Consider the following 22452-nt stretch of genomic DNA (forward strand, 5'->3'; position numbering starts at 1 on the left):
CGGTCCTGTCGAATGCGAGGTGTGGAAGTCGGCTCCGCCTGTGGTGCTTCCTGCGAACCTCTTGGAGGTGTCACTCCCATGTCCGTCTGGGTGGCTCGTATTGCACGACCCGAACGAATATGCCCGAATGCAATTCACGGGATTCCGTGGCTTTGTGATCTGTTCGGTAATGGTGGATGATCCGCAATTTCCGTCAAAGGTTCAGATCTTGCTGAGGGAAGAAGGCAAGTAGCTTCTTGACGCTTGCAGGAACGGGCGAGGTTCCATTCGGGGGTCTCGCCCGTTTCTCGCGGCGTGAGGGAGCTGTTCCCCTGGGGGTATGACCTTTCCGCACGGTTCCGAACTGCAAAGTTGAAGCCCCGTCAGCTGCGTCCTGGCGGGGCTTCTGCACGGGTGACGACAGTAGTTGACGGCAACGTCAGCGGACGATGGCTCCGCACAGTGGCGGGTCGTTGCCGTCGTCGCGGGTCGGCTCGTGGCCGGCAGGACCGTCGAGCGCAGTGCTGAGGGTGTCGATGGCGTTGCGCTGGAGGCGGAGCCGGACGTGGGCGTAGACGGTGGCGGTGACGCCGATGTGGGCGTGGCCGAGGAGTTCCTTGATGACGACGAGTTCGACGCCCTGTTCCAGCAGCAGGGTGGCGGTTGAGTGGCGGAGGTCGTGGAAGCGGATGCGGCGGAGGCCGGCCTTGCGGAGGAGCGTGATGAAAGTCCGGGTGAGGTTGGTCGGATCGACCGGACCGCCCTGCGGCGTGGTGAAAACATGCCCACTGTGCTGCCACGCGGTGCCCGTGGCCTCCCGCTCACGCTGTTGCTGTTCGTGGTGGAGCTTTAGCGACTGGGCGCAGCGGGTCGGCAGGGCGATGCGGCGTTCGGAGGCCCGGGTCTTGGTGGGCAGCGTGGTGAGCCCGCCGGTGCTGGTGCGGCGGATGGCGGCGGTGCCGGCGTCGAGGTTGAGGTCTTCCGAGTGGAGGCCGAGGAGTTCGCCCTTGCGGAGTGCCGGTGTGCAGAGCGAGTTCGAACAGCGGCTGCAACCGGTGACCGCTGGTAGCGGTCAGGAACATGCGGGCTTCGTCGGCGGTGAGGGGTTCGAAGCGGCGGGGCCGTGGGGTGCCGGTGCGAACGTTGCGGGCGACGTTGCGCGGGATCTCTTCCTCGCGGACGGCGTGCTCCAGGGCGGACTTGAGGACGGAGTGGATGTAGGCCAGGGTCAGCGGGGAGAGCCGCTTGTGGCAGCACTTCCCGGTGGCGCAGCACTGGGGCTGGTCGCGGTTGGTGCCGGTGCCGCGTGTGCAGCGTTGGCAGGTGGTGCGGAGTTGGTCGAGCCAGGTGCGGACGTCCTTGGCGGTGAGTTTGGCGAGCTTCTTCTTGCCGAGGCCGGGGTTGAGGTAGAGGCGGACACAGGCGGTGTAGCGGGTGTGGGTGGTCTCGCGGAGCCGGTGGACGGCGACGGTCTCCAGCCAGTACGTCAGGTACGCCGCAAGGCTGCCCTGTGCGGAGGGGGCGGGGAGGCCGCGGTTGCTGGCGGCGATCTTCTCGGTGAGCTTGGTCATCGCGTCTTTACGGGTGGTGCCGTAGACGCGGATGCGCTTGCGGGTGTTGCCGGGGCGAGGACGTATCCGGCGGCTTCCCAGCGGCTGTCCTTGCGCTGGTAGACGGTTCCGTCTCCGTTCGCGCGGGTGCGGGAGCGGCGGGAGGAGGCAGGGCGAGGTGTGGTCATCAGGAGGCGTCCTGTTCGAGGCGGGTGCGGATGAAGTCGGTGAGGGCGTGGGTGGGGATGCGGCGGGCGCGGCCGAGGGTGATCGAGGCGAGCTGGCCGGTGCGGAGCAGGTCGTAGACGGCGGAGCGGCCGATCTGGAGGCGGGCCATCACCTGCGGCACCGTCAGCAACTCCAGAACCGGGACCGTCCCGGAGTGGAGGACGGCGGATGGGGGCGAGGCCATCAGCAGCCCCCTTCGGCTGCGAACTGCCGTTGCAGTTCCTTGCGGTGCCAGACGGAGGCGGCGAGGAGCCCCGCGCCGGGGCTGTAGCCCGAGCCGAGGTAGTCCCAGTGGCCGACGACGAGCGTGGTGTCCGGGTCGTGCTCGGGCGGGCCGGCGTGGGCGCGGGCCTGCTCGGTGCGCCAGGCGCGGCGGGCGGCGCGCAGCGCGCCGAGGGTGGTGGAGTAGGCGCGGGATTTGGTGGAGAAGTGGCCCCGGAAACCGAGCATGTGGGCCCACTTCTAGAGCTTGAGTTCGGCGAACTCCGGCAGCCTGCCCAGCTCCCAGCAGGTGCGGATCATCTGCCGGACGTGGCGTGCGACGGCGAGGCCGGGCAACGGCCGGGCCTGCCCGGTGCCGTCGCACGCGCTGCACGGGAGCGCGGTCCCGTGGGGCAGGAGGGTGGCGCCGCGTCCCTGGCAGGGGCGGCAGAACAGGGCGTGGTCGAGGGTGCCGGAGGCGTCGGCGGATTTGGTGGCGTACTTGGCCACGTAGGCGGCCACGGCCTGGTCAGTGAGTTCGGCGTCGGTGCCGAAGGCGGCGATCTCGCGTACGTCGAGCTGTTCGCCCCAGCCGAGTTCGCGTTCCCCGATCGCGTCCGACTCGACCGTGACACGGACCCGGGCAGCGGCGGCGCGTACGGCGTCGGTGAGCTTGGCGAGGGTGGCGTACGGGGGTGGGGGCTGGTTGGTGCCGTCGGGGCCGTCGAGCCGGATGACAGCGTGGAAGTGGACCAGACCGCGCTGCTGGTACTCGGCGACCTTGGCGAACGAGATCCGCAGGACCGCGTGGGCGGCCTTCTGGGTCATGCCGAGGCCGGCGGCGAGCTCGCGGCGCAGGTAGGTGGTGAAGCGCGCCCACAAGGCTCCGGCGTGGGCGTTGAACAGCACCGCGCCCGCGTAGTCGTACGTCGCCGGGTTCAGCGGCGTCCCGAGCAGCGGACTACAACGAGTCGATGGAGGAGATGGCTGCCCAGCGCCGGGTGGACGAGGAAGCCGTACGGCTCAGCGGCAAGACCGACGACGAGGTGGCCGCCGAACTGGAAGCCGCCGAGGAACGCTTCGCGAAGGCCGGCACCGAATTCGAAGCCGCCAGCGCCCACCGCGACGCCATGCGAGCAGTCATGGAGCAATGCAAGCGCCTGAGCGGCAACTACAGGCCCGGAGAGAACGCCGCCAAGGCCCAACGTCTGCGCGACCGGCTGGCCGAAGGCAAGCGTCGACGCTGAAGCCTGCCGAGCACAACGGCAGCGCACGGGCGCCTGAGCCGAGCTGTTCAGAGTTTCTTTACTTGATCAAGGCGGCCCGCTGACGCGGGCCGCGCGCGCTCCGGCCCTGCGGGGCCGCCGCCCGCTCCTGTCTCCGCCCCGCTTGCCGACGACCCCGCCGGTCCGGGCGCGCAACAGCCCATGCAGCGAACCACTTCCGGGGCTCCGCCCCAGACCCCGGCCCTCCCTCCGAGGGGCAGGGGGCCGTGTGCGGGTGCAGCTTCGTCGTGGTGTGGGGTCGAGGTCGCGGGAGGGGTCCCTCGTCGCCCGGTCACCGGAGGCGTACCAGGAACCCCCGGGGGCCGCCAAGGCCGAGCGCACGCGTCACGATGTGAGCCTTGGCGGCCCCCGGGGAACCCTGGCACGGCGAAGCTGCCCGACCGACGAGGGACCCCTCCCGCTCAGGCCGGCTTCTTGCCGGTTGCCTCGCGCCAGCCAGTGTGCGGTTCCCTCCGTGCCGGGGTGCACCAAGGATGGTCAGGACACCAGCAGTTCGGCGACTTCGGGCACGTCTCGAAAGGCCCGCAGACGTTCCAGCACGATCCGCGTGCGTTCTGCTGTGCGTTCGCTGCCGCTCTGCCCAAGAGTGAGCATTCGGCTCGTCGTCTCGGCGGCTGCCTCGGGCTCGTTGGCGTCGGCGTAGGCCACGGCCAGCCACGAAAGATACAAAGCCAACTCCCGGGAGTGGCTGGCATCGTAGCGTCCGAGCACGTCCGTCAGCAGCGGCACGGCACGCAGCGGGCGCCTCAGCTCGGTGTAGACGCGGGCCTCCATGACCTGCAATTCCCCGGCGTCCATCCAGTACAGGTACGACGGCGATCCGGTGCCGGCCGAGTCCTCAGCCAGAGCCTCGGCCGCTTCTTCCAGGGCGGTCATCGCCGGGCGGTCCTGCCCGGCGCGGGTATGCGCCCAGGCCACCCGGTCCAGATACAGCGCGCGAGCCTTCGGGGGTGCGTCCGTTCCGGCGTCCTCCAGCGCGGCGCGGGCCAGCCCGATCGCGTCGGCGGCGTGCCCGGTGTTGCTCCACTGGTAGGCCAGCGAGCCCGCAACGTTCCCGGACAGTACGCCGTCCCCCGCGGCTCGTGCGGCGCTCATGCCGAGCTGGTAGATCCGCTCCGCCTCGGCATGCTCTCCAGCGTCGGATGCCACCCACCCAGCGATCTGCGCCAACTCGCCAATAGTCCGCAGCAGTTCACGACCTACCTCTTCGGTATGCACTCCCTCGCGGTAGAGCTTCACCGCCGCCCGCAGTTCACGCAGCGCGGGGCCGATCAGATCCTTGCCGTACACCACGTCGTCGGCCAGCCGCAGGCCGTGAACCCGCCGGGCCAGGTCGGCCACCTGCCCGGCCCCGATCCGGCGGCCCGAACGGGCGCTCAGTGGGGACAGCGGGTCGCCCTCGGGCAGGAAGTCGGCCACGGACCCTACGTGCGCAGCGGACTCGACAGGCGCAACAGCCTTCGCCGCTTCCAACATCTCGCGCGGGACCTGAAGCACCCGCGCGAGGAACGGCAGCCACTCACGCGGGGACCGCTTCCCAATCTCCCAGCGGGACACGTCATTTCGTGTCGGAGGAACGCGCCCAGGCGCAGCCTCAGCCAGCGCCTCGGCGAGCCGCCCCTGACTCCACCCTCGCGCCAGACGCAGCCGCCTGACCAGTTCCCCGACCGTCTCCCGCACCCAACCAGCTTGGCAGACAGAAAGGCAGACACGCTGGCTACTCCCAAAGGCTCACACCAGCGAGACCGTGATCAGTAGCCACGAGTCGAGCCAAGGAGAGGGAATCAGGATGGCCGAGCGAGCGACACAAGAGCCCGGAGGACTCACGGCGCAGGGGCCGCGGCTGCTGCCGTGGACCACCGAGGGCGGTCACCCCTGTTACCTGAGCACCGACGGCCAGGGATACCTCGCCAACCTCGCCGACAACATCGAAGCCATACAGCTGGGCATGGGCGAGGACCTGCTGGGATACGCCCGAGACACCATGGCCCCTGACACGAAGACTTTGTCGGCGACCGAATACCGCTGGCTGGCCCGCCGACTGACCGAAGCCCTCTCCGACGCGCTCAGGGTCGCCGACTCGCGCGGTCAGCGCCTCACCGACCCGGAAGAGGTGACCGAGGATGCCTGACTCCGCGAACACCGACGCACAGTCCCGCAGCGCCACACGAGGCCGCTACCGCTTCCGCGAGTACCACGTGACCACCGTCCCCGACCCCCTGACCCTGCCGGCCTTCACGGCGCTCTGCGTCACCGGCGAGGAACGCAACTGCGGTGCCACATCCGACACCCTGCACACCCCGGACCAGCTGACGCACTGGATCGCCGGACACTGCGCCCAGACCGGCCACCAGCACTACGAGCAGACCGTCCGAGCCATACTCCGTGCCGAGCCCGGCGCGTGGCAGTAGAGCCCCTCTGCGCCGGCACCTCGCCAGCGGCAGCACCACCGTGCGCCCCGCGCTCCTGACGGCAGTAGCGACGGCAACACCCACGGATTCCCCCGCACAACCACGGACACCAGCGGAGCCCGAAACCGCCGCTGATCTGCGAATACGCAGATAGAGAGGGGCCGCGTAGCACACGTACTATGTGCTGGCGGGGGCCACACCGGTTCTTGTGCATAACTGCAACAGAGCTGGTTTGGATTTCACTGATGCTGAGAGGCAGAAGGTCTACGACGCCAACGCCGCGAAGAATGGCGGCGAATACAAGTGTGACTACTGTGGGCAGACGGTGGAGCGGCGCGCATCGCGAGATGCCAATGGGAACGCCATCAAGGGGAGGCCCGACGATGCCCAGATCGACCACGTAGAGCCGAGGGCCAGTGGTGGACATGGCGGCGACCATAATGGCGCTGTAGCCTGCCGTCGATGCAACAGGGATAAATCCACGAAGCCTCTGGAGGATTGGGACGATGAGCTCAGAGAATTCCTCGACGACTAGCGCCGGAAAGTCGGCGTCGGACGATAAGCCTGAGAGGCTGTATAAGGTAGCCTTCGACCTCCCTGAAGAGACGGCCCACTGGGCGCGTGCGTCTGCGGAGCGACTCTGGACTGGGAAGACTTCCGTGAAGATGGAAGTTCAGGTCCGGAACACCCCCTTCTACGTGATGGGTGTTGCCTTCGGGGATATCGTTCGGGTCAGGGCTGATCACGAGCGCAGGGAGCTCGTGTTCGAGGAGTTCGTTTCCGAGTCTGGCCATTCGGCAGTCCGCATCATCATCAAAGGTGACGGCGTGGGGGAGGAAGTCGACACCACGCTCCGCGCCTTTGATTGTTCCTGGGAGATTGATGCAACCGGTTCTCTGTGGGCAATCGATGTGCCGCCGCATGTTGATTACACATCCATGAGAACCGCTCTCCTTCGAATTGCCAGTGAAAATAAAATTGGCATCGAAGAGAGTGCCCTTGCGAGGGCTCACCGCGACGGACTCGAATTGCCAGATCCGGATCACTAATATGGTCCGCAAGAAGCCCCGCCGGATTTATTCCGGCGGGGCTTCTTGCGGTCTTGACGGCAACGCTGACGGCAACGTCAGCGGACTACGGCTGCGGTGGGTGGGTCGTCGGGGGCGTCGTCGCCGAGGACATTGCCGAGGGTGTCGATGGCCTGACGCTGGAGGCGGAGTCGTACGTGGGCGTAGACGCCGGCGGTGACACCGATGTGGGCGTGGCCGAGGAGTTCCTTGATGACGACGAGGTCGACGCCTTGTTCCAGGAGCAGGGTGGCGGTCGAGTGTCGGAGGTCGTGGAAGCGGATGGTCCGGAGTCCTGCGCTGTGGAGGAGGCGGCGGAAGCGGCGGGTCAGGTTGCCAGGGTCGAGCGGCCTGCCCTTCGGGGTGGTGAAGATGAGTCCGTTGTCCGTCCAGCCCGTTCCGGCCACCTGGCGCTCTTCCTGCTGCTGTTCCTGGTGGATCTTGAGGGAGCTCACGCATTCGGTGGGGAGGGCGATACGGCGTTCGGAGGCGAGGGTCTTGGTGTGCAGGATGGTCAGGCCCTGGCTGCGGGTGCGCTGGAGGGAGCGGTGGATGGTGGCGGTGCCGCCGTCCAGGTCGAGGTCTTCCCAGTGGAGGCCGAGGAGTTCGCCCTTGCGGAGTCCGGTGCGCAGGGCGAGTTCGTACAGGGCGTGAAGCCGATCACCGTGGGCCCCGTGGAGGAGTCGTCGGGCTTCAGTGGCGGTGAGTGGCTGGAAGCGTCGTGGGCGGGGTGTGGTGGTCTTGACGTTGCGGGCGACGTTGCGCGGCAGTTCGTCCTCGCGGACGGCGTGTTCCAGGGCGGACTTGAGGACCGCGTGGACGTACGTCACGGTCAGCGGGGACAGGCGCTTGTCGCAGCACTGGCCGATGGCGCAGCAGGACCGCCGAACAACGTCTCGTTCCTGGGCGCAGCACTGGCAGGTGGTGCGGAGTCCGTCGAGGAAGGTGCGGACGTCGCGGGTGGTGAGCCGGGCGAGCTTCTTGACGCCGAGGCCAGGGTTGAGGTGGAGGCGGATGGAGGCCGCGTAGCGGGTGTGGGTGTTCTCCCGCAGGTGGTGAACGGCGACGCCGTCCAGCCAGTACGCAAGATAGGCGCTCACGGTGCTGTCGGCCGCTGCGACGGGGAGGCCGCGGTTGCTGGCGGCGATCTTCTCCGTGAGCTTGGTCATCGCGTCTTTGCGGGTGGTGCCGTAGACGCGGACGCGCTTGCGGGTGTTGCCGGGGGCCAGGACGTATCCGGCGGCTTCCCAGCGTCCGTCCTTGCGCTGGTAGACGGTCCCGTCTCCGTTCGCACGGGCACGGGAGCGGCGGGAGGAGGCGGGGCGAGGTGTGGTCATCAGGCGGCGTCCTGTTCGAGGCGGGTGCGGATGAAGTCGGTGAGGGCGTGGGTGGGGATCCGGCGGGCGCGGCCGAGGGTGATCGAGGCGAGCTGTCCGGTGCGGAGCAGGTCGTAGACGGCGGAGCGGCCGAGCTGGAGGCGGGCCATCACCTGGGGCACCGTGAGCAGATCCAGCGCCGGTGCCGCCTCCGCGTGGAGGACAGTGAGCGGGGGCAAGGCCATCAACAGCCCCCTTCGGCCGCGAACTGCCGTTCCAGTTCCTTGCGGTGCCAGACGTGGGCGGCGAGGAGTGCGCCGCCGGGGCTGTAGCCCGAGCCCTGGTAGGCCCAGTGGCCGACGACGAGCGTGGTCGTCGAGTCGATGTCGGGCAGGTCGGCGTGGGCGCGGGCCTGTTCGGTGCGCCAGGTACGGCGGGCGTCGCGCAGCGCGCCGAGGGTGGTGGAGTAGCGGCGGGATTTGGTGGAGAAGTGGCCCCGGAAGCCGAGCATGTGCACCCACTTCCGGAGCTTGAGGTGGGCGAACTCCGGCAGCTCTCCCAGTTCCCAGCAGGTGCGGATCATCTGTCGGATGTGGCGGATGACGGGAAGCCGAGGCAACGGCCGGGCCTGTCCGGTGCCGCCGCAGCCGGTGCACGGGAGCGGCGTTCCGTGGGGCAGGAGGGTGGTGCCGCGTCCCTGGCAGGGGCGGCAGAGGAGGGTGTGGTCGAGGGTGCCGGAGGCGTCGGCGGACTTGGTGGCGTACTTGGCCACGTAGGCGGCCACGGCCTGGTCGGTGAGTTCGGCGTCGGTGCCGAAGGAGGCGATCTCGCGCACGTCGAACTGTTCGCCCCAGCCGAGTTCGCGTTCCCCGACCGCATCCGATTTCACTGTGACGCGGACCCGCTTGGCGGCGGCGCGGGCGGCCTTGGTGAGTACGGCGACGGTGGCGTACGGCGGAGGGGGCTGGCTGCTGCCGTCCGGGCCGTCGAGTCGGATGACGGCGTGGAAGTGGACCAGGCCGCGCTTCTGGTACTCGGCGACCTTGGCGAAGGAGACGCGCAGGACCGCGTGGGCATCCTTCTGGGTCATGCCGAGTTCGGCGGCGATCTCGCGGCGCAGGTAGGTGGTGAAGCGCGCCCACAGGGCGGAGGCGTGGGCGTTGAACAGGACCGCGCCTTCGTAGTCGTACGTCGCGGGGTTCAGCGGCGTTCCGATCAGCGTGTCCGTGGGGTCGTGGAGCTTGCGGCAGCGGCAGGGCCGGATGTCGCCGCCGGGGGTGGTGAGGCGGTTGTGGACGGGGCCGAAGGATGGCGGGGTGAGGGTGGCGAAGACGCGGGGGTGGGTGCGGACGGTGTCGGGCACGTTCTTGCCGCCGGAGAGGCCGGCGCGGATGAGGTGGTAGGTGTCGGCGGCGTAGAGGCGGGAGCAGGCCGGGCAACGGGAGGAGCGGCGGTTGCCGCACGTGGTGAGCAGGCTGCCCGTCGGTTCGGCGGAGGAGGTGTAGGAGCGCAGTACTTCGCCGGTCGTGGCATCGACGGTGGTGCTGTGGCCGGTCAAGCGGACGGGTTCGGCGCAGCCGCCGAGGCGTTCGATCTGCTGTTGTGCGCGGTCGAAGTCGGGGTGGTTGACGAGGTGGAGCAGGTCCCGTACGGCGGGGCTTGCCACGTGGCGCAGGTCCAGGGTGACCATTCGGGGCGTTTCCCTTCTGTTCGGGTGGGTGGCCCCGAGCAGCAACCAGCCGAACCGGAAGGCGTGTTGGTGCTGCTCGGGGCATGGCGAACCAGGCCCAGGGATGGGCGTGGGTTCAGCGAGGGAGATTCGGCCGGTGGAGGCCGGGGCTCAGAGCTGAGCGAGTGCGGTGGTGGCCACCGGCAGGGCGATGCCCATGCGTGTGCCCAGGTGGGCGGCGGTAATCGGGGTTCCGTGCTCGGCACGGTGGGTGTCCGCGATGCGCCGGGCCGCGTCCAGCAGGGCGGCAGACAGGACCGAGCCGGAGGCGGGCAGAGTTGCCTTCGGGGCGGCGGCTGGCAGAGCAGTGGCCGGAGCCGGAGTGGGCTCCAGTTCCTCGACCGGGGTGGGTGTCGGGGGCTTGGGTGCGGGTGCTTCGTCGGGCGCCGGTTCGAGGATGGGGGTGGCGGCCTCCAGGGGCGGGGTGGGGTGGGTGAGGGTGTGGAACTGGGCGAGGAAGGCGGGGCCGACGTGGCCCCAGCCGAGGAGCAGGAGCGGGGCGACGGTGTCCAGGCAGGCCCGTCCGTAGCGCCCGGTCAGCAGCGGTTCGGCGGTGTTCAGCGCGAGGGTGAGCAGCCCGCACAGGTGCAGCAGTCGAGTACCGGCCCGCAACTCGCCCTTGGGGACGCCGCGCAGGGCCAGGAACCGCAGTGCGACCAGGAGACCGACGACGGACAGGTCCACCATGGGCGCGATCAGCGGCGCGATCGGGTGCGGAACACCGAGGCGCAGGGCGAGCGCCCAGACGTTGCCGAAGGAGAAGACGAAGGCCAGGGCCGCGATGACCGCCATGACCACGGTTACGGTGCGCCGGGTGAACCGTTCCTCCGCCATGTCCTCAACCTCCCTTCCGGTGTGGGCTGTTCGGGGTCACTTGGTGAGTGAGGGGGCGGGTGTTGTCGTCCGGCCGGTCGCGCGGAGGAGAGCGTCCAGGCACAGGTCCGGGTCGGCGGTCAGGTGCGAGGTGGCGTCCGCGATGTGGGCGGCGTCGGCGTCGGAGACGTAGGGGGTGCGGATGCGGGTGTAACCGGGGCGGCCCTGCATCGCCATCACCGCGACGCCGACGTAGGCGGGGTCCTGCAAGGTGACCGGGCTGGCGTCGGGCCAGTTGCGGATGTCCTCACCCAGCGCGGCCACCGCGGCCTCCACAGTCTTCTGCGCGAACGACAGCCCGATGGGGCACACGTCACGGATGAAGGTGGGGATGGCGTCGCCGGTGGTCTTCTGGCTGATCAGGATCACCAGGATGCCGACGCTGCGACCCTTCTTGACCAGGTCCTCCACCAGCCGGGCGTTCTCCGCCGTCAGCGCGGCCAGGCGTCTCGTCGTCGGGTCGCTGCCCTTGTACTCGCGGAAGTACGTGTGCGCCTCATCGATGATCAGGACCGTGAGCGGCCACTCCGGCGAGGGGCCGACGTGCCACATGTTCTTCACGCCCAGTACGTCACGGATCACCGAGGACCGCCGTTTGCGCAGCTCCACCAGGCGCTTGAACAGGGCGTTTGCCTCGTCGAGGTCGTCCCCGCAGAACGCGAACATCCGCTTGACCAGGTCGGCGTAATCGCCCTCCGAGGCCCGCGACACCTTCCCGTCCGCCGTAACGATCTGCACCGCCGCCGAGGGCGCGAAGTCGCAGACGAACTTGTTGACCCCGGAGGTCTTGCCCGCGCCAGGGACGCCGGCCACCGTCACCCCGGGCACATTCGCCAGGGACACGCACACCTGGGCGGCGTACTCATCCACCCCCAGTTCCCAGCGCGTCAGATCCGTAGGCGGGCGGCCGGTGGGCCGGTGGGTGGTCGGCGTGGTCAGCGGGTCGGAGCGCACGCCACGGATCACCACCCTGCCGGGGCCGTCCGGAAGCACGGAGACCCGCGTGCACCGCCATGCGTCCGCGAGGAACCGCGCCGACTTCTGGTACTCCTCCAACCCGACCTGCGGCAGCGTCCGGGCCCGCACGATCACCCCAAACTGATCGGGCTTGACTTTGATCTTCGGAGTCAGCACTCGGGGCGCGGGGGTAGCGCCGTCCTTCTGCGCGGTGATCTGCGCCAGCAGACTCGGGGTCCTGTCGGTGACCGTCAGCCCGGCCATCCGCGCGAGCCGTACCCAGCCCCAGCGCACCCGGACGGCCTGCCGCATGCTGACCCGCATGCCCTGGTCGGCCCGCACGTAGCGCACCACCGTCCACACCAGCCACGCACCGACCAGCACGATCGTGATCGGCAGCACGTACGACGCGTATCCCGTCACGGCCTCCATGTCAGACCCCCCTCTGCGCATATCAGGCGGAGCGCGTCGCCGAGGTCCAGGCGGGCCGCCTGCTCCGGGCGCAGGCCGAGCAGATCCAGCACCGCCGCCGAGAAGGCGAACGTGGCCTTGCCCTCGGTCCCCAGCAGGGGGTGGAGCGGGGTCAACGCCCGTTCCGGCGGGCGGTGTTCGCGGCAGATCACTGGGCTGCCTCCACCGTCACCAGCTCCAGACGGGCGGCCCGGTAGGCGACACCCTCGGAGAGCTGCCCGTTGAAGATCCGCGCCCACGGAGTCGCGAACAACTCGACGGGCCGCACCATCGCCCCCGGCTTGAGCCCAGCGGCCAGGCCCGTCTCCGGGACCGTGATCTTCAGAACCTCGGCCCGGCCGTCCTCCATGACCATCACCATCACCGTATGCAGCGACGCACCGGTCTCCCGGTCGGTGGCGACCTCCCCGGTCTGCTGGTCCTTGATCTTCAGCACCGGCTCGGTGCCCGCGATGCACACCGCCGACGGCAGCAGAGCAACACGGATACGAGTCATGGCCATGCCATCACACCCCTTGTTCGGTGGAACCGCTTGATCGGCTCGACATGGAGCATAGGGAGATCATCGCTCAACTTGCAAGCGCGATTAGGTTGTGACTTCGATCAGGTTGGTAGGTGGTCAGGTGGGGAGCCCGGAGATGTGCCTGTAGCGCTACAGGCTGCTGGCGATACCGTGGGGGCATGACCCTGCCCTTGGACGAGGACTCCCGGCCGCCGTACCTCCAGGCCGCCGAGGCCCTACGGGACGCGATCCTCAACGGCGAGTTCCGCCCCGGCGAACGCATGCCCTCGGCCAACGCGCTGGGCGACCGGTTCGGGGTCTCCAGCTCCACCGTCCAAAACGCCCTGCGGGTGCTCAAGCAGGAAGGCATGGTCCACTCCCAGCTCGGCCGGGGCAGCTACGTCAGCACCTCTGTCGGCGGAAGCACCGAAGGCGCCGACGGCGATCACGAGGGCGCTGACACCGAAGGACCGGACTGGCCGGCCGACGTCATCCGCAACGAAGACGCCCGACCGCCCTACGCTCAGGTAGCCGACATCCTCCGCCGGGAGATCCTGGAAGGTACCTACCCTCCGGGCTCCCAGCTCCCGCCCGCCCGGGAGATCCAAGAGCGGTTCAAAGTCGCCAACTCCACAGCACAGAACGCCTATCGAAGCCTCAAGCAGGCCGGGCTCGTGTACGCGGTCAAGGGCCGCGGCGTCTTCGTCCGCCAGGAGCCAGAGCCAGGCAAACACCACGGGCCCATCACGAACTACCAGCTGCAAGACGATCTCGCCTACGAAGCCCGCACAGCCGCAACCGAGTTCGCCGATCTCAGCGACGACGAGCTACTGGCGCGAGAAGCAGAGCTGGACCAGCGATGGGCCACGATCCGCGAGGAACACCAACGGGTATACCGCGAGCGCCGGAAGGTCCAGCGAGAAAAGCACCGGCGCGGCCTCTCCCTCCCATCCCTCCACGACGACGATGCCGAGCCGGACGCGTCGCCGACCGAGGGGCCGAAGGCCGCACCTGCCGAACCGAAGGGACGTCGGCGGTAGCGCCCCTGACCATCGACCCGGCGAACTTGACCAGCGGCCCGTAGGCGAGAGCTGTTCAGAGTTTCTTTACTTGATCAAGGCGGTCCGCTGGCGCGGCCCGCGCGCGCCCGGCCCCACGGGGCCGCCGCCCGCTCCTGTCTCCGCCCCGCTCGCCGTCGGCCCCGCCGGTCCGGACGCGCAACAGCCAGCGCAGCAAGCTACCTGGGGCGCTGCCCCTGACCCCGGCCCTCCCTCTGAGGGGAGTGGGGGCCGTGTGTCGGGTGCGGCTTCGTCGTGGTGAGTGGTCGCGGGTCGCGGGTGGGGTCCCTCGCCGTTCGGTCACCGGAGGCGTACCAGGAACCCCCGGGGGCCGCCAAGGCCGAGCGCACGCGTCACGAGGTGAGCCTTGGCGGCCCCCGGGGAACCCTGGTCCGGCGAAGCTGCCCGACCGACGAGGGACCCCACCCGCTCAGGCCCGGACTGTGCCGGAGAGCGGCCCACCGCCTGCTGGCCCGGCGTACCGTGGGGTGGGAGGTGGTGAGTTGATGACTACGGAGTTGGCCGACAACGTCCGCAAGTACCGGCGCCGCGCGGGGATGAGCCAGGAGGAACTGGCCCACACTGCAGGCGTCTCACCGGGCACCGTACGCAAGGTCGAACAGGGCGGCACCGTCCGCATGGAGACCCTGCACACTCTCGCCCGCGCACTGGGCGTCACCACAGCGACTCTGCTGGCCCCGGATGCCCCGCAACCTGTGGGACGAGGAGAGGACCCGAACCGGGTCAACCTGATCCAGCTCCGCGCCGCCCTTACCCCACCCGTGGGCCTGGCCGAGAGTGACGGCGAGATCGCGACGGAGGAGCCGAACCTGCGGCGCTTCCGCCGCACTGTCCACGACGGGGCCGTGCTCTACCACTCCGACAGCTACCGAAGCGTCGCCTCTCAACTGCCCGTGCTCCTGCGCGACGCCAACACGGCCCTCGCCCACTTCGACCACGGCGAAGAACACCACCAGGCACTCCTGGCCCGCGCCGAGGCCATGCAGTTGGCCGGCCGCTACCTGACCCAGGTACGCCAGTACGACCTCGCCTACACCGCCCTGTCCCACGCGATCGCCGACGCCCGCCGCACCGGCGACACCCTCACCGCGGCCTCCGGCGTCATCGGCATGTGCTGGCTCCTGCTGCGCCAGGGCCGCCTGGACGAGGCCGAACAACTCGCCGCCGCCACCGCCGATGTGATCGAACCGAGGCTCTCGCGCGCCACCCCGGATGAGTGTGCGGCGTGGGGGTGGCTGGCCCTGCGCGCCGCCGCAGCCGCAGGCCGCAACAACCGCCCCCAGGAAGCCCGCCACTATCACCGGGTGGCCACCACCGCAGCCGCCGCCGTGGGCCGAGAACACACCGGATCGTTCTTCCGGCACTGGACCACCTTCGGACCGCTCACTGTCGGCATGAAGGGCGTCGAGGATGCCATGGTCCTGGGCGACGCCCGCACCGTCGTCCGCAAGTCCGCCGAGGATGCCATGTCACCCAAGGCGTGGAAGCACACCGGCCGCCCCAGTGACGACAACTGGAACCGCCACCGCCTCGACGTGGCTCGCGCCCACGCCCGCACCAACGACCTGACCGGCGCCATGGACGAACTGGCAGGCGTCCGCCACGCCTCCCCGGAATGGCTGCGGCACCAGCGGATGGCCGCCGAGACCATGCAGGAGATCCTCAAGAAGCGCAAGCGCACCCTCACCGCCGACATGCGCGAGATGGCCGACCACCTGGGCGTCGTCGGCTAACTGCCACGCAACGCAACACTTTCCACACCCCGCGTCACCAACTGCCGTGATGCATACATGGAGTGACGGCACCTCAGTACCTACGGTCTTCGTGTTCCAACCAGCGACCAGGCCCGGGGGTACACGATGAGCCAGCCCAGGAGCGACGCGGACCGCATGCGCCGCAGGGACCTCCACGACGCGGCAGCAGGAATCACCGGACCGCGCCTGCTGCCGTGGACCACCCCCGAGGGAAAACCCTGCTACCTCAGCACCGACGGCCACGGCTACCTCGCCAACCTCGCCGACAACATCGAGTCGGTACAGATCGGCATGGGCAAGGAACTGCTGGAGTATGCCCGAGACTCCACAGCCCCCGGCGCGAAGAGTCTGTCGGCCACCGAATACCGCCGGCTGGCCTGCCGGTTGACCGAAGCCCTCGCCGACGCACTCCGGGTCGCCGACTCACGCGGGCAACGCCTCCCAGACCCGGAGGACGAAGCGGCGGAGGAAGGAGGAGACGGCGATGACTGACGCCACGAACACAGGTGCACCGGCGTGCGGCATCACCCGAAGCCGTTACCGGTTCCGCGAATACCACGTGATCACCACCCCGGACCCCCTGGCCCTGCCGGCCTTCACGGCGCTCTGCGTCACCGGCGAGGAACACAACTGCGGTGCCACCTCCGGCACCCTGCACACCCCCGACGAACTGACCCGCTGGATCGCCGAACACTGCGCCGCCACCGGCCACCAGGACTACGAGCAGACCGTCCGAGCCATACTCCGCGCCGAGCCCGGAGCCTGGCAGTAGAGTCCCCCTGCTGCCGACAGCGCGCCATCGGCAGCACGACCGCACGCCCGGGGCTCCTGACGGCAGTAGCGACGGCAACACCCACGGATTCCCCCGCACAACCACGAACATCAGTGGAACCCGAAACCGCCGCTGATCTGCGAATACGCAGACAGAGAGGGGCCGCGTAACACACGTACTATGTGCTGGCGGGAGTCACTCCGGTACTCGTTCACAACTGCGGGACTGGGGCCGTCTCGGATAAGGTGATGGATGAACATATCCTCCCGAGGCATGACGCGAATCATGCGGACTCCTGGAAATGGGCGGAGAAGTCAAAATTCGAGGACTGGGTTACGCCAGACCATATCCGCAACTGGTCCAAGCTGGCGATGAGAAAGCCGATGGATAACATGAACCTCGGCACCGGTTCCGCCCACCGTCACATTCTCGACATTAGAAGCCGTCACCCGATCGGCTACGACGCGGACGGGAACGATCTGTTCTCGGTTGCGGTATGGGTGCGGAACGGTGCGGTCGAGAGCGTTCACCCGAACTGACGAGGCGGTGGCTGATGATCAATGCCCAGGTACGCACGGAGAGCGGCGAAATCGTGCTACGCGGATCTTGCAGACTGGATTGGATGGAAACCGTCCAGCGCATTGATGAAGACAAATTTCCGTTCTTGAGCAGCCTGCTGCCTTACGCGGATACAATTTTCAATTCGCGACAGGTCGAGAGGCTTCGACGGGAAATCGCTCACCAGTCTGTCCGCGAGATTATTGGGCAGGATTCAGCAGCGGAGATCGAAACGCTCTGTCTGCAGGTGGAGAATGGATCACATCTCTATCTGTGGTTTCTGGGAGACTAGTGCGTGAGTGCTGCAGCTACGCGTAGCTGCAGCAAACTGGAAGCCCCGTCGGGTGTGTCCCGGCGGGGCTTCTGCGTGGGGTGACGGCAGTAGTTGACGGCAACGTCAGTGGACGAGGGCGGCTAGTGCTGGCGGGTCGTCGCCGTCGCCGCTGGCTGTCGCGGTGGTCTCTGGGCTGCTGAGCGTGGTGCCGAGGGCGTCGATGGCGTCTCGCTGGAGGCGGAGTCGGACGTGGGCGTAGACGGTAGCGGTGACGCCGATGTGGGCGTGGCCGAGGATTTCCTTGATCACGACGAGTTCAACGCCTTGTTCCAGGAGCGGGTCTGCTCGGCTACACCGGAGGGACCTTCACCAGTGCGACCCAGCTGGCCTCGACGCTGTGGGACGAACGTGATCTGGTGAATGTCGGCGATGTCAACGGCGACGGCGCGGGGGACCTCGTATACCGCACCTATGTCAGCGACCGGCTACTGCTGCGCCTGGGCAAGCCAGACGGTAACGGCGGCACCAGCATCCCTTCGCTCGCGACCGCGGCAGGGTCGCTCACGGGTGTGGACGCGGAGTACGGCACCGGCTGGAGCAAGGCGAGCATCCCGCTCCTGACCGGCACCCCCGATGTCACCGGCGACGGCATCCCGGACATGTGGGCTCTCCTCCAGGACGGCACTGTCCGCTTCTACCAGGCCACCAGGACCGGGAGCGGATCCTCCGTCACCGTGATCAGTGGCGGCTGGCAGAACAAGAAGGCCTTCGGCTGACCGGCAAGCGATCGGCATCTGGCACGGTCGCGCTCCCGAACACATCGGTCCCGATCCTGCTGGCTGCCGCGATAGGCGACCGCTCTCCAGATGGGTTCACGAACAGCCCCGACCGCCCGCCCCATACGAGCTGGCGGCCGGGGCGTACGCGTCAATGCTTCGCGCTCGGCGCTACGAAGCCGCGCACGGGGCGAATCGCGTCACGCGACGGCGTTTGGGTCCGATTCCACGTCGCGACCAGCTCGGCGTATCGCGGGTCGGCGCTTTCCTGCACGGCTGGTCTTTCCTCGTGCCGGGCGTCGAGGTCGTCCGGGGTGATTGGTTCGCCGTGCCACAGCAGAGTGATGCCGTGCTCCTCGCAGTACGCGCCGGTGTTGTCCTCGTAGGGGAATGCGTGGTCCCCGCGCGGGCAGTCGGTCATTTCCGCGTCTCCCTTACGATGCGCCGCAGTTGTGCGCCCACAGGGCAGCCGGTGGTCAGGCAGTCCGGGCACTGCTCCGCGTGGGCGAGCACGGCCCGGTAGGCGGCGGTGCCGTCGTGGCGCTTGCACGCGCGGGGGAACCACCGGGTGGTGTGGTCGAGTATCCGCACGTCCCGCGGGCCGAGATCCACGGCCGTCCCAGGGGCGAGGGTGATCCCGCACCACACGCAGTCCATGCCGCGCTGCTGGCGCTGGGACAGCGAATCGATCGCCGGTAGGGGGCCGAGGGTTGAGGGCATCCTGTGCCTCCGCAGTGCGCGCGTCGATGGCAGTCCGGCACAGACAGCTGGGACTACCGCTGTCCATGAGGCTAGAGAAAGCAGCCTTGTGCTCACCACGAACTTGCAGAAGTTTGCACCTGGCTTTCTCTGCCTGTTCAGTGGCCATTTTTGCCCTTGACGTGAGTCGCGATGAGCCCGACGGTGATGCAAGTCCGTGTAAGCAGACTGACCTTGGAGGTCACCATGGCGCTGCAGTTCATCGGAATCGATCCGAACACCGACGAGAAGAACTGCCCGAGAGTATGGGTCGACGACGAGGCGCAGGAGTTCGTCATCCAGGGATGGAAGGCGAGCGACGCGCTTCAGGATCAGGTCCGGGAGACTGGTCCCCTGCCCGACCACGAGGCCGTGGTGCGGATTCCCGCGCGCATGGTCGCCATCCTGAGGGAGGCCTGTGATGCCGCCGAGCGCGCCCACGTTCGATGACCTGTTGGCCGGTGCGCAACGGTCTGCTGTCCATTTGGAGTTGAGGGACAGCTATTACAGCAACCCTCGCTACGAGGCATGGCAGAAGGGGCACCGCGTCGACTGGGCAGATCGTGGCCAGTGGTGGCGTCCCTTCCACCAGCAGATCGCCGATGCCGTGGCGCGGGGAGTGCAGGTCCGTCGAGCCCGCGTTGTCTCCGAGCCGGTGACCGATTACATCCGATGGGAGCATTACGTCACCCACGCGAACACGGCTGCCGGCGAGCAGGTGCGGTGGCTGCCGCGCCGCTACGCGTCAGACCTGCTGCTGCCGGGCAACGACTTCTGGGTCTTCGACGACACCGTGGTGGAGATCCATCACTTCGCCGGCGACGGCAGCTTCCTTGAGGACGAAATCCTCGACGACCCCGGCCTGGCGGAGCTGTGCGCCGCAGGGTTCGAACGCGTGTGGGACCGTGGCATCCCGCACGACCAGTACGAGATCCGCTAGGAAGTAATCAGACCAGCTATGCCACCCACATCCCCGTCGTCCCGCGTGCAGGCTGCGAGAGAACAACTGGCCGCGAGGCTCCGTGAGATCCGGCTGGACGCGGGGATCACGAAACGCGAGATTGCGATCCGGTGCGCCTGGAGCGAAGCGAAGTCCTCACGCATCGAGAACGCACGTACGGCACCCTCCGACCGTGATGTCCAGTCGTGGTGCCGTGCGTGCGGGGCGGAGAACCTGGCGCCGGATCTCATTGCCGCGAACCGTCAGGCCGACTCCATGTACGTGCAGTGGAAACGGCTCCAGCGAACAGGGCTCAAGCAGCTCCAGCAGGCCAACCTGCCACTCTTCGAGCGGACCCGACACTTCAAGGTGTACTGCTCCAACGTGGTGCCCGGTTTCCTCCAGACGCCTGGCTACGCCACAGCGCTGCTCCAGGCCATCGCGACCTTCCGCGGGCTGCCCGACGACGTAGCGGACGCGGTCACCGCGCGCATGAACCGCTCCGGCATCGTGCGGGAGAGTGGTCACCGCTTCGGGATACTGATCGAGGAGACCGTCCTCCGTTACCGCATCGGCAACGCAGGTGTCATGGCCGGTCAGCTGGGATCACTGCTCTCCGCGATGGACCTGCCGTCCGTCTCGCTCGGTGTGATTCCGGCAGCGGCGGAGCGAACGATGTGGCCGGTCGAATCGTTCACCATCTTCGATGATGCGCGGGTGGACCACGAGCCGCTGTCCGCGTCTGTAACGATCACCGCGCCGGACGAGCTGGGCCAGTACGTGAAGGCGTTCGGTGCCTTGCACAAGGGTGCCGTGTACGGGGCTCCCGCGCGTGCTCTGATCGTGAAGGCGATCGAGGCCCTGGGCTGACCCCTCAACGTACGCAAGTGCCTCTTCAGACCGGGCGTGGAAGGCGCGCGATGGCGGTGGGATCACGTTGGTGATGTGGCCATCCGTCATTGGTTGGCCAGTTCCCTGCAGGCAACGTGGCCAACGGCCTTCAAGCTCTGGTCAGTTCGCGGCACGCACCCGCCTATGGGCCGCATGTGGGTGCCCCCTGTGCGGCCATGGCTCGGGAGGTAGAACGGCCGCGACCGGTCGGCTCCGGACCGCGTTCCCGTCCGCGACCCCAAGAACCTCACCGGACCGGCGCTCGGCAGCGCACTCCTTGCACCGTCCCGGTTCCGGCGCGCGGAAGGCGCGGTCGCAGGTCTCGCAGGTCTGGAACGGGTGTGGGCGTGCGTGCGGTGCCGGTTCTGGTTCCGGTGGGAGTGGTGGTGGGAGCAGGGTCGTGAGGCGGTGGGCCAGGAAGCCCGCCGGGTGGTGCAGGGGTTCCTGGGGCAGCAGTGTGGTGAGGGTTTGCTGTACTGCGGCGGGCTCGACGCCCCGTTCCAGCCAGGCCGACACGGCCGGGGTGAGCCTGCTGATGTCCGCAGCGGAGAGCAACAGGCGGGCGTCCCGGGCGCGGAGTCCGGCCAGGAGATCGGCGGCGGTACGGGCGCGGGCCGGGTCGGGGGCCGAGGGCCGGGGGAGCGGGGCGGGGGTGTGCCGGGGCTGGTCGCGGGGGACGGTCGGTACGGGTACGGGTACGGGATCGGGAACCGGAACGGGATCGGGTCCAGCCGGTAGGGGTCCGGTCGGTACGGGCATGGGTACGGGCACCGGTGCGGGCGTGGGTACGGGTTCAGCCGGTACGGGTGTGAAGCCGGCCGGGGCGGGTTCAGCCGGTACGGGCCGAGGCGGCCGGAGGTCCATTGCGGGTGGCCGAGGGGCTGCGGGCCGTTCCCCATCCGGGTTGTTGAACGACGTCGTCCGCGTCACGATCCGCCCCGACGGCAGACGTACCTTCGTCCGGCTCAGATAGCCGTAGGCCTCCAACTCCCGTAACGCTGCGGCGATTCGGGACGCGCCCTCGCGGAATTTGGCGGCCAGGGACTTGATCCCGACCAGCGCGCCCTCCGGCAGCGACTGGATGTGGGTGGCCAGGCCGATCGCCGTCAGCGACAGAGCGGGGTGCTGGGCGAGGTGGTTTCCGACCACGGTGAAGCGCTCGGGGTGACGTACGACTACATGTCCAAGTCCCGTTCGGGAACGGCCGGAACCGCCGGACCGGGCGCGCACAGGCGCATTAAACTGCTGTTCAGCCATCGGGAAGTGCTCTTCCTGGGTGGTCAGGCCCTCGTCCGGGATTGCAGTCCCGGCGGGGGCCGTCTCATGTCGGTTGCGTGATGCGGCCGACCCTGCCCTACCGAATCCCTTGATCGCCAGCGGAGTTGCTACCTGTCACCCGTGCGGGTGACCAGGCGGGGAGGGGTGGGGTTGGGTTGGTTCTTTCCCCGGTTCTTTGTCTTCTGGCGTCGCGTCGGACTGGATCGCGGAAGTCCGGATCACGGGAACCCGGAACCCGGTCGGACGCGCACCCGACCCCGTGCCCGACCCCGTGCCCGACCCCGTGCCCGACCCCGTGCCCGACCGCGTGCCCGACCGCGTGCCTGACCGGGTTCTTGCCCACGCGGTCACCGGGGTGAGATCCAGCTCCGCCCACACCGTCTTGCAGGGCGAGGGCCCGACGTACGTCCCCCAGCGGTCGGCGTACGCCTCCACCAGCAGCAGGCCCCGGCCGGATTCCGCTTCCCGGGGATGGGGGCGGCCCAGCTGCGGCAGACGCTCGGGGCGGGCATCGGTCACCTCGATGCGCAGCACGGAGGCCCCGCACCACATGAGCGTCAGACGGAAGCCTCTGCCGCGCACATGACCATGCGTAGCTGCGTTGGCGGCCAGCTCGGCCACGATCTGAGCGGCGGCGTCGAACGGCAGCCCCCAGTCGCTGAGTTGCTGCACGCTGAACAGGCGTGCCTGGTGGGCCCCTCGTCGGGTCGCGGACAACAGCACGCTGAACTGTTGTACCGGGGCGGCGGAATGGGCGATTTCTTGGTTCATGTCACTCAGCGTGGCCAACTGTGTCTAGGCTGAAAAGGACTGACGCCGGTA

Annotated in this window: 29 protein-coding genes and 3 pseudogenes; 15 read left to right on the top strand and 17 right to left on the bottom strand. The window is 68.6% G+C overall.

Features of this window, described 5'->3' with window-relative positions; genetic code table 11:
- Nucleotides 1-418 precede the first annotated feature (418 nt).
- From NBY69_RS17730 to NBY69_RS17740, 3 genes and pseudogenes are all read right to left on the bottom strand, one after another.
- A pseudogene (locus tag NBY69_RS17730) lies at nt 419-1717 on the bottom strand (tyrosine-type recombinase/integrase).
- Nucleotides 1717-1941 carry a helix-turn-helix domain-containing protein gene (locus NBY69_RS17735; RefSeq protein WP_250301969.1) on the bottom strand — a complete coding sequence of 75 codons (225 nt, stop codon included), beginning with the start codon at nt 1939-1941 and terminating at the stop codon, nt 1717-1719. Before NBY69_RS17735 ends, NBY69_RS17730 begins: the two are co-directional and overlap by 1 nt.
- Nucleotides 1941-2918 (bottom strand): annotated as a pseudogene (locus tag NBY69_RS17740) (replication initiator); the annotation flags it as partial. The gene NBY69_RS17735 and the pseudogene NBY69_RS17740, both read right to left, overlap by 1 nt.
- Before the next feature lie 14 nt (nt 2919-2932).
- Here NBY69_RS17740 and NBY69_RS17745 point away from each other — a divergent pair.
- Complete coding sequence (locus tag NBY69_RS17745) at nt 2933-3205, top strand: hypothetical protein (protein ID WP_250301970.1); 273 nt, start codon at nt 2933-2935, stop codon at nt 3203-3205.
- A gap of 516 nt (nt 3206-3721) precedes the next feature.
- Here the strand turns inward: NBY69_RS17745 and NBY69_RS17750 are convergent.
- Nucleotides 3722-4663 (bottom strand): transcriptional regulator, encoded by a 942-nt coding sequence (locus NBY69_RS17750; protein WP_250301971.1) that lies wholly within the window; start codon nt 4661-4663, stop codon nt 3722-3724.
- A gap of 57 nt (nt 4664-4720) precedes the next feature.
- Nucleotides 4721-4924, bottom strand: a pseudogene (locus tag NBY69_RS37650) (helix-turn-helix domain-containing protein); the annotation flags it as partial.
- Between the two features lie 109 nt (nt 4925-5033).
- On the opposite strand from NBY69_RS37650, the gene NBY69_RS17755 reads away from it, so the two are divergent.
- The 4 genes from NBY69_RS17755 to NBY69_RS17770 all read left to right on the top strand — a co-directional run bounded on the left by NBY69_RS17755 (nt 5034) and on the right by NBY69_RS17770 (nt 6704).
- The gene (locus NBY69_RS17755) at nt 5034-5375 is read left to right on the top strand and encodes a hypothetical protein (protein WP_250301972.1); all 342 of its coding nucleotides are present in this window, start codon (nt 5034-5036) and stop codon (nt 5373-5375) included.
- A complete protein-coding gene (locus tag NBY69_RS17760) occupies nt 5368-5655 on the top strand; it encodes a hypothetical protein (protein ID WP_250301973.1) in 288 nt (95 codons plus the stop codon). The genes NBY69_RS17755 and NBY69_RS17760 overlap by 8 nt, the downstream gene beginning before the upstream one ends.
- Nucleotides 5656-5887: 232 nt before the next feature.
- The gene (locus NBY69_RS17765; protein ID WP_250301974.1) at nt 5888-6190 is read left to right on the top strand and encodes an HNH endonuclease; all 303 of its coding nucleotides are present in this window, start codon (nt 5888-5890) and stop codon (nt 6188-6190) included.
- The gene (locus NBY69_RS17770) at nt 6162-6704 is read left to right on the top strand and encodes a DUF4265 domain-containing protein (RefSeq protein WP_250301975.1); all 543 of its coding nucleotides are present in this window, start codon (nt 6162-6164) and stop codon (nt 6702-6704) included. The genes NBY69_RS17765 and NBY69_RS17770 overlap by 29 nt, the downstream gene beginning before the upstream one ends.
- A gap of 77 nt (nt 6705-6781) precedes the next feature.
- On the opposite strand, the gene NBY69_RS17775 is transcribed toward NBY69_RS17770, so the two are convergent.
- From NBY69_RS17775 to NBY69_RS17805, 7 genes are all read right to left on the bottom strand, one after another.
- On the bottom strand, nt 6782-8059 hold the full coding sequence (locus NBY69_RS17775; RefSeq protein ID WP_250301976.1) for a tyrosine-type recombinase/integrase: 1278 nt from the start codon (nt 8057-8059) through the stop codon (nt 6782-6784).
- Complete coding sequence (locus NBY69_RS17780) at nt 8059-8283, bottom strand: helix-turn-helix domain-containing protein (protein ID WP_250301977.1); 225 nt, start codon at nt 8281-8283, stop codon at nt 8059-8061. The genes NBY69_RS17775 and NBY69_RS17780 overlap by 1 nt, the downstream gene beginning before the upstream one ends.
- Nucleotides 8283-9728 carry a replication initiator gene (locus NBY69_RS17785; protein ID WP_250301978.1) on the bottom strand — a complete coding sequence of 482 codons (1446 nt, stop codon included), beginning with the start codon at nt 9726-9728 and terminating at the stop codon, nt 8283-8285. Before NBY69_RS17785 ends, NBY69_RS17780 begins: the two co-directional genes overlap by 1 nt.
- A gap of 150 nt (nt 9729-9878) precedes the next feature.
- A complete protein-coding gene (locus NBY69_RS17790; RefSeq protein WP_250301979.1) occupies nt 9879-10601 on the bottom strand; it encodes a DUF2637 domain-containing protein in 723 nt (240 codons plus the stop codon).
- A 36-nt stretch (nt 10602-10637) separates the two neighbouring features.
- Complete coding sequence (locus tag NBY69_RS17795; RefSeq protein WP_250301980.1) at nt 10638-12029, bottom strand: cell division protein FtsK; 1392 nt, start codon at nt 12027-12029, stop codon at nt 10638-10640.
- Nucleotides 12017-12220 (bottom strand): hypothetical protein, encoded by a 204-nt coding sequence (locus NBY69_RS17800; protein ID WP_250301981.1) that lies wholly within the window; start codon nt 12218-12220, stop codon nt 12017-12019. Before NBY69_RS17800 ends, NBY69_RS17795 begins: the two co-directional genes overlap by 13 nt.
- Nucleotides 12217-12570, bottom strand: coding sequence for a hypothetical protein (locus NBY69_RS17805; protein WP_250301982.1), 354 nt, complete (start codon nt 12568-12570; stop codon nt 12217-12219). The genes NBY69_RS17800 and NBY69_RS17805 overlap by 4 nt, the downstream gene beginning before the upstream one ends.
- 179 nt (nt 12571-12749) lie before the next feature.
- Between NBY69_RS17805 and NBY69_RS17810 the strand changes: the two genes are divergently transcribed.
- The 6 genes from NBY69_RS17810 (at nt 12750) to NBY69_RS17835 (ending at nt 17025) form a co-directional block, all read left to right on the top strand.
- On the top strand, nt 12750-13610 hold the full coding sequence (locus tag NBY69_RS17810; RefSeq protein WP_250301983.1) for a GntR family transcriptional regulator: 861 nt from the start codon (nt 12750-12752) through the stop codon (nt 13608-13610).
- A gap of 524 nt (nt 13611-14134) precedes the next feature.
- Nucleotides 14135-15382, top strand: coding sequence for a helix-turn-helix domain-containing protein (locus NBY69_RS17815; protein ID WP_250301984.1), 1248 nt, complete (start codon nt 14135-14137; stop codon nt 15380-15382).
- Between the two features lie 126 nt (nt 15383-15508).
- A complete protein-coding gene (locus NBY69_RS17820; protein WP_250301985.1) occupies nt 15509-15895 on the top strand; it encodes a hypothetical protein in 387 nt (128 codons plus the stop codon).
- Nucleotides 15888-16175 carry a hypothetical protein gene (locus tag NBY69_RS17825; protein ID WP_250301986.1) on the top strand — a complete coding sequence of 96 codons (288 nt, stop codon included), beginning with the start codon at nt 15888-15890 and terminating at the stop codon, nt 16173-16175. Before NBY69_RS17820 ends, NBY69_RS17825 begins: the two co-directional genes overlap by 8 nt.
- A gap of 248 nt (nt 16176-16423) precedes the next feature.
- On the top strand, nt 16424-16714 hold the full coding sequence (locus tag NBY69_RS17830) for a hypothetical protein (protein WP_250301987.1): 291 nt from the start codon (nt 16424-16426) through the stop codon (nt 16712-16714).
- 14 nt (nt 16715-16728) lie between these two features.
- Nucleotides 16729-17025: a hypothetical protein gene (locus tag NBY69_RS17835; RefSeq protein ID WP_250301988.1), complete on the top strand. Its 297-nt coding sequence runs from the start codon at nt 16729-16731 to the stop codon at nt 17023-17025.
- Nucleotides 17026-17130: 105 nt separating this feature from the next.
- On the opposite strand, the gene NBY69_RS17840 is transcribed toward NBY69_RS17835, so the two are convergent.
- Nucleotides 17131-17316 carry a hypothetical protein gene (locus NBY69_RS17840; protein ID WP_250301989.1) on the bottom strand — a complete coding sequence of 62 codons (186 nt, stop codon included), beginning with the start codon at nt 17314-17316 and terminating at the stop codon, nt 17131-17133.
- A 107-nt stretch (nt 17317-17423) separates the two neighbouring features.
- On the opposite strand from NBY69_RS17840, the gene NBY69_RS17845 reads away from it, so the two are divergent.
- The gene (locus tag NBY69_RS17845) at nt 17424-17783 is read left to right on the top strand and encodes a hypothetical protein (RefSeq protein ID WP_250301990.1); all 360 of its coding nucleotides are present in this window, start codon (nt 17424-17426) and stop codon (nt 17781-17783) included.
- A 151-nt stretch (nt 17784-17934) separates the two neighbouring features.
- Here NBY69_RS17845 and NBY69_RS17850 read toward each other — a convergent pair whose 3' ends face one another.
- Nucleotides 17935-18204 carry a hypothetical protein gene (locus NBY69_RS17850; protein WP_250301991.1) on the bottom strand — a complete coding sequence of 90 codons (270 nt, stop codon included), beginning with the start codon at nt 18202-18204 and terminating at the stop codon, nt 17935-17937.
- Complete coding sequence (locus NBY69_RS17855; protein WP_250301992.1) at nt 18201-18503, bottom strand: hypothetical protein; 303 nt, start codon at nt 18501-18503, stop codon at nt 18201-18203. Before NBY69_RS17855 ends, NBY69_RS17850 begins: the two co-directional genes overlap by 4 nt.
- 225 nt (nt 18504-18728) lie before the next feature.
- Between NBY69_RS17855 and NBY69_RS17860 the strand changes: the two genes are divergently transcribed.
- Genes NBY69_RS17860 through NBY69_RS17870 form a run of 3 tightly spaced genes read left to right on the top strand, consistent with a single transcriptional unit; the run spans nt 18729 to nt 20331 of the window.
- Nucleotides 18729-18971, top strand: coding sequence for a hypothetical protein (locus NBY69_RS17860; RefSeq protein ID WP_250301993.1), 243 nt, complete (start codon nt 18729-18731; stop codon nt 18969-18971).
- A complete protein-coding gene (locus tag NBY69_RS17865; RefSeq protein ID WP_250301994.1) occupies nt 18943-19461 on the top strand; it encodes a DUF6879 family protein in 519 nt (172 codons plus the stop codon). Before NBY69_RS17860 ends, NBY69_RS17865 begins: the two co-directional genes overlap by 29 nt.
- Before the next feature lie 18 nt (nt 19462-19479).
- On the top strand, nt 19480-20331 hold the full coding sequence (locus NBY69_RS17870; RefSeq protein ID WP_250301995.1) for a helix-turn-helix transcriptional regulator: 852 nt from the start codon (nt 19480-19482) through the stop codon (nt 20329-20331).
- Nucleotides 20332-20472: 141 nt separating this feature from the next.
- On the opposite strand, the gene NBY69_RS17875 is transcribed toward NBY69_RS17870, so the two are convergent.
- Nucleotides 20473-21609: a hypothetical protein gene (locus tag NBY69_RS17875; RefSeq protein ID WP_250301996.1), complete on the bottom strand. Its 1137-nt coding sequence runs from the start codon at nt 21607-21609 to the stop codon at nt 20473-20475.
- Between the two features lie 135 nt (nt 21610-21744).
- Nucleotides 21745-22401 carry an ATP-binding protein gene (locus NBY69_RS37530; protein ID WP_308409488.1) on the bottom strand — a complete coding sequence of 219 codons (657 nt, stop codon included), beginning with the start codon at nt 22399-22401 and terminating at the stop codon, nt 21745-21747.
- Between the last annotated feature and the right edge of the window lie 51 nt (nt 22402-22452).

This window comes from Streptomyces sp. A 4/2, from assembly GCF_940670765.1.
Classification (GTDB): Bacteria; Actinomycetota; Actinomycetes; order Streptomycetales; family Streptomycetaceae; genus Streptomyces.